Annotated in this window: 5 protein-coding genes; all 5 read left to right on the top strand. The window is 54.7% G+C overall.

Going from position 1 to position 6,038, the window contains the following annotated elements; translation table 11 throughout:
• Positions 1 to 305 precede the first annotated feature (305 nt).
• The 5 genes from FMM72_RS03190 (at position 306) to FMM72_RS03170 (ending at position 6,024) form a co-directional block, all read left to right on the top strand.
• Entirely contained in the window at positions 306 to 485 is a 180-nt protein-coding gene (locus FMM72_RS03190) for a carbon storage regulator (protein WP_160210546.1), read from the top strand.
• A 120-nt stretch (positions 486 to 605) separates the two neighbouring features.
• Positions 606 to 1,775 carry a flagellin gene (locus FMM72_RS03185; protein WP_162220562.1) on the top strand — a complete coding sequence of 390 codons (1,170 nt, stop codon included), beginning with the start codon at positions 606 to 608 and terminating at the stop codon, positions 1,773 to 1,775.
• 105 nt (positions 1,776 to 1,880) lie between these two features.
• Entirely contained in the window at positions 1,881 to 4,037 is a 2,157-nt protein-coding gene (locus FMM72_RS03180) for a glycosyltransferase (RefSeq protein ID WP_162220561.1), read from the top strand.
• A gap of 22 nt (positions 4,038 to 4,059) precedes the next feature.
• Entirely contained in the window at positions 4,060 to 4,836 is a 777-nt protein-coding gene (gene rfbF / locus FMM72_RS03175; protein ID WP_160210553.1) for a glucose-1-phosphate cytidylyltransferase, read from the top strand.
• Between the two features lie 81 nt (positions 4,837 to 4,917).
• Positions 4,918 to 6,024 (top strand): radical SAM protein, encoded by a 1,107-nt coding sequence (locus tag FMM72_RS03170; protein WP_162220560.1) that lies wholly within the window; start codon positions 4,918 to 4,920, stop codon positions 6,022 to 6,024.
• Positions 6,025 to 6,038 lie beyond the last annotated feature (14 nt).

The raw sequence follows: 6,038 nt of genomic DNA, 5'->3' as shown, positions 1-6,038 counted from the left end.
ATGCCAGCGGGCAAAAAAGCGTGCACGCAAAAAGCAAGAGAAATTTTTATTGATTTCGCTTTAGTTTTTCCCAGGCGATACGAATATAAAAAATAGAAGCGCATGACAAAAGGTACACCTTTTGCCACACCTGGATTCTTTGGAACCTAGGCTGTGCTTATGGATAGTCTGACAGAGATGATTCGTCGGATTGCCTAAATAAATGCAACTGTTTTTGTGAAAAGACAAAAATGGAAGCGTGTGACAAAAAGTGTACTTTTTGCCACACTTGGATTTTTTCGTTTTGCGCATAAGGAGGTGCGGCCATGTTGGTTCTTGGCAGGAACGTCGGCGAATATGTGGTGATCAACGAGAATATTTTCGTGCGGGTGGTCAAGCAGAATGGCGACCTCAAGCTTGCGATCGACGCGCCCAAGGATATTAAAATTGAACGCGGCGAGATCTTTGAAAAACGCAGCGGGCGGCCCGTAAGTATGGCGCGGTAGACATGGTTTTCCGGTTTTCGCGCGTGCTGGCGCGCTGTACACGCGGGAGCCTGAAAATATAATTTTCATTAATGAACCGGGCGGAGGGATACGCCCGCGACAATTCAGGGAGGTTTTATCATGGGAATGGTAGTTAGAAGCAACATCATGGCAGTCAATGCGCAGCGTCAGCTGGGCATGAACAACTCGCAGGTCGGCAAGGCGCTGGAAAAGCTGTCCTCCGGCTATCGTATCAACCGCGCTGGCGACGACGCATCCGGTCTGGCAATCTCTGAGAAGATGAAAGCCCAGATCAAGGGTCTCGACACCGCGTCGCTCAACTCTCAGGACGGCATCTCGCTCGTTCAGACGGCTGAAGGCGCTCTGACCGAGGTCCACAACATGCTCAACCGTATGACCGAGCTGGCGACCCGTGCAGCCAACGGCATCAACGAGGATTCGAACCGCGCTTCCCTTCAGAAGGAAGTTGCGAAGCTGCAGGAGGAAATCGACCGCATTTCCGAGGGCACGAACTTCAATAACCTCAAGCTGCTCAACGGCTCGCAGACATACAAGGGCAACGATGCGCTGATCGGCAAGGGAACGACCAACGGCGTTATGGGCCTGTCGGTCGAAGGCGGCAATCTGTCGGCTGACGACACGATCACCGTCAACATCAGCGCCGACAGCGTCGGTACGGTCACCGTAACGGCTTCCGACAATACGGTCACCTTCACAACCACGCAGACCGGTAAGGGCTTCTATTCGATCACGGCCGATGTCAGCAACGTAACGGATGAGTCGGTCAGGAAAGCATGGTCCGGCGTCACCATCAACTTCACTGTTGATCAGGCTTGTGACACAACTAAAAACTATGCTGCGGGTCAGCAGCAGTTCACAGCCGGCAAGAACAACTCGATGCAGCTCCAGATCGGCGACACGGCTGATGATTTCAACCAGCTCAAGGTTTCGATCGGCAGCATGAGTTCCGCTGCGCTTGGCGTTGATAAGGTCGATATCTCCACGCAGGACGGCGCTGCCAAGGCCATCGACATCATCCGCAACGCGATCGACCGCGTGTCCTCGCAGCGTGCTTCTCTCGGTGCCACACAGAACCGTCTTGAGTACACAATCAACAACCTGGACACCGCGTCTGAGAACCTGCAGGCGGCCAACAGCCGTATCCGCGACACAGACATGGCCAAGATGATGATGGAGTACACAAAGATGAACGTGCTGACGCAGTCCGCGCAGGCGATGCTCGCGCAGGCCAATCAGCAGCCGCAGAGCGTGCTCCAGCTGCTCCAGTAATTTCTACCGTTAATCAGGCAACCAGTATTATAAGCGCGCGCGGGAAAGGCGGATGGGGCTATCCCCCATCCGCCTTTTCTATCTCGTGGGAAAGAGGGATAGCCGGTGAAGGCCAAACAAACAGGAATTCTGTTGACGATCGGCATGATTGTCAAAAATGAGGAACATTATCTGCCCCGCTGCCTGGAGGCGCTGCGCCCCCTGCGTGAGGCTTTGCCATGCGAACTGATTATCACGGACACCGGCTCCACTGACAGAACCCCTGAAATCGCAGCGCAGTATGCGGACGAGCTGCGCCATTTCCAGTGGTGCGACGACTACGCGGCGGCGCGCAACACAACACTGGAGGATATTTCCGGGAAATGGTACATGTATCTGGACGCGGATGAAATCCTCGACCCGGATGTTTCTGATGTGATCGATTTTTTCAAGGGTCCGCTCTGTAAAAAGTTCCAGGCCGCGGCGCTTCGCTTTATCAACTATGATTCGCAAAGCAAGCCGGCCGGTTCCTTTTATCCCACGCGGATTATAAAGCGTGTGCCGGATCTGCGTTTTGAGGGCGCGGTACATGAGCATCTGATCAGCGATGTCAGAGACGGATATGCGCTTCAGACTGTGGTGCGCCATTATGGTTACATGGGAGAGCTTGCGCGCGTAAAGATGCTGCGCTATCGCCCTATGATGCTCGCAGAGCTGGAAAAAGATCCGGATGATCCGCGTATGCTGCGCCAGCTCGTCGACGGTTACGATCCGCATTACCCGGATGAGGCTGTGGAACGCAGAAAGCTGTTGGAACGTTTGATTGATATCTGCCTGGCGGACAAAACGGTCAATCAGCGCCCTTACGCCTTTTTGTCGCTTGTTCGCACGCAGTGGACACAGTCTGATTTTGAAGGGATTCTCGATACCGTCAAGTGGTATTTTAAGGAGAAGCTTATCAAGGGAGACAGCGCTGTTGATATTGATATGTATGCAATGCGCGGTTTCGCACTGTTTAATTTAAAGCAGTTTGCTCCTGCGTTGGACGCGTTTGACGAATACAGAAGGCTGTACCGCGCGTTCTATGAGAGAAAGCTCGACCTGAGCGATATGGGCACTGTGGGGCTGCATGGGATCAATGATGAATATTTGATGCGGTCGCTGTATGTCAGCGCGCAGTGCTGTCTTGCCCTCGATGACAGAGAGCGTGCGAAAACGCATATCGGTCAGGTCGATATTTCTTCCCTGGCGGCGGCTTATCCGGATCTGCCGTTTCTGGCCGATGAATTCGGATATATGCGCGCCAGCGGCGATTTTGCACGGATGGGTGCGCTTTGCACACAGATTATGGCTGTGGAGGGCGAAAGCGTGCGGCTGCGGTTTTTCCAGCTGGTGGAAAAGGAGTTTCCTGCTTTTGATAGTATCAAGCTGGAAATCGCCCGTGCGCTTGCCGCGGTGGAGGGGGAACATAAATTTTTGACCCTCCATCGGATGCGCACGGCGCTCGCGGACGGCGACGATTCACAGGCGGCTGCGTTGGCAGAGGCTCTGCTCGAAAAACAGGATGTTGGTGCGGATCCCTATTTTGCGGATATCCTTTACTGCGTGATGCTCTGCGGGCAGCTGCTGACGCCTGCGCTGGACGCGTTCGGCATCGCTTTGGAGGAGACGCTTAACGTTCTGGCCGAGCAGCGTCCCGATTTTGATACGGCGGTCTGTGCGGCGTTCGGACGGGAGCCGTTCCCACAGAGCGGCACGCCCGGGGAACTATTCCGCCGTACGCGCGTCATGATTCTGGCGCTTCTGCGCGGGACACAAGCGGAAGAAGCGCGCCGGGATCAGCTCGCTGATCTTTACACGCGCGAAATTATCTCCTTTTGCGAACAAATTTACAACCTTTCTGCGCTCCCAGAGCAGGAACGGTTTGTCCTGCCGGCAGAGTACCGCTTTGCTCTTGGGATGCGCGAGGCGAACGACGCTCTTGGGCAAGGGGAGGCGCCGGCCTGCCTGCAAAAGCTCCAGGCGCTTTTGGATAGCTGCCCAACCATGCATCGCCTGATAAAGCGCCGTTTGGATTCCATCGCGCAGCAGATTCAGGCGAAGTCGGAGGCTGTCAATGAATTTGAGCGGTTGGCGATGTCTGTCAAGCAGCAGTTTTACGGATTTTTAAAAGCAGAGCAGCGCGAGGCGTGCGCCGAGGTTCTGAAGGCGTATGTCGCGGTCAATCCGAATGATCCTGAAATCGATGTGATGCGGCGCGATTTTGAACGGTCGTTTTGCTGACAGCATGAAATAGGGAGGAAACATGAAAGTTGTTATTTTAGCGGGCGGCCTTGGGACGCGTATATCGGAGGAAAGCCATCTGCGTCCAAAGCCGATGATTGAAATCGGCGGCGCGCCGATTTTATGGCACATCATGAAAATCTATTCGCATTATGGATACAATGACTTTATCATTTGCTGCGGTTATAAAGGCCACATGATTAAAGAATATTTCGCCGACTATTACCTGCATCGGTCCGATATAACCTTTGATTTTTCGGACAACAACAAACTTGTCGTCCACAACAATGTGGCGGAGCCGTGGCGTGTAACTGTGGTCGACACGGGTCTTAACACACAGACGGGCGGCCGCGTAAAGCGGGTGCAAAAGTATATCGGGGACGAGCCGTTTATGCTCACCTATGGCGACGGGGTCAGCAATATCGATCTCGACGCGCTTTCCCGTACGCATCAAGCGTCCGGGAAGGCGGTCACGCTGACGGCGATTCAGCCGGGAGGCCGGTTCGGCGTGCTGGATATTGAGGAATCGACCGGTACGATCACAGCGTTCCGGGAGAAAGCACGCGAGGACGGCGGGTGGATCAATGCGGGCTTTATGGTGTTGGAGCCGAAGGTGTTCGATTATCTGGACGGCGACAAATGCATTTTGGAACGCGCGCCGCTTGAGAAGATGAGCCATGAGGGGCTTGTCGGCGTTTATAAGCACAGCGGTTTCTGGCAGTGTATGGATACCCAGCGCGACAAGCTCCTGCTTGAAAGCTACTGGCAGAACGGCGCCGCGCCCTGGAAGCTCTGGTGAGGGCGTCCCTGACAGCCGGGGATTCAAAATGCGTTAATAGATGACCCTATGCGGGACAAAGGATAATAAAAGGAGATCGTTATGATTATACGTGCCAAAACGAAGATGCTGTTTTCTGGAAAGCCGCTGACTGAAAAGCAGCAGGCCAACACCGATTTGAATTTGCAGGAAATTCAATCGGGCGCGACCGAACTGCGTTCCCTGCCGCGGCGGCTCGTGTTTGAACTGACGAACGCCTGCAACCTCAACTGCGTCATGTGCGGCCGCAATTCGGCGCACTTTAAGCCGACGATGTTCGATATGGAGTGGTTCGGCTGGTTTGAACCCATGCTTGACACCGTCGAGGAGGTCACGCTGATGGGATGGGGCGAACCGACGGTGCACCCCTCCTTTCAGCAGATGCTTGAGACGATCAACCGTCACAGTGCGCGCAAATATTTCTGCACGAATGGTATGCTGCTTGACAAGCTGCACAACGCGATTTTTGACAATCAGGTGGACGTGTTCGCCGTCAGCGTGGACGGCGCGCGCCCCGAGACAAACGACCGTATCCGACGCGGCTCGGACCTCGTGAAGATCACCAGGGACCTTAAGGCGATAGAACGGACGAAAAAGACAAACGGCCTTGCCTTTCCATATATCAATTTTGTGTTCTGCGCAATGGCATCTAATCTGCATGAATTGCCGGATCTGGTGCGTCTGGCCGCCGAGATCGGCATCGAGGAGGTCAAGGTCGTCTATCTCACCGTCTTTGACGACGCGCTGCGCGCCGACAGCCTGTGGGACCGTCAAAGCGAGGTGCGCGACGTGTTTAAAAAGGCCGAGCAGATTGGAAATGAGCTTGGCGTTGTGCTCAAGCTGCCGCACATCCAGGGCGAGGACGAAGCGGGCGACCGCGCGCATAAGGACTGTTTTGTCGCCTGGCGCGATTTCTTCCTTGGTTCCGACGGTTACGTGCGCCCGTGCATGTCCACGCCGGTCAAGTTTTTCCCGTTTGACATGAAACGGGATTTTATGGATATGTGGAATGACGAGAGCTACCGCCGCTACCGCGCCGGCGTCAATGCCGCCGGAAAAATGGATACGCCGTGCGCGCGCTGTTACCAGTCGTCGCATGCGAACTGGAACCGCCGCGAGGCATTTTTGCAGATGGGAGAACAGTTTTCGCCCGACTGGCAGAAGGGCTGAGCATTCCGGAGGGG

The sequence above is a fragment of the Anaerotruncus colihominis genome (assembly GCF_010206195.1).
In the GTDB taxonomy this organism is placed as follows: Bacteria; Bacillota; Clostridia; order Oscillospirales; family Ruminococcaceae; genus Anaerotruncus; species Anaerotruncus colihominis_A.
The sequence above is the reverse complement of the archived record's forward strand: the minus strand, read 5'-3'. Positions and strand labels throughout refer to the sequence as shown.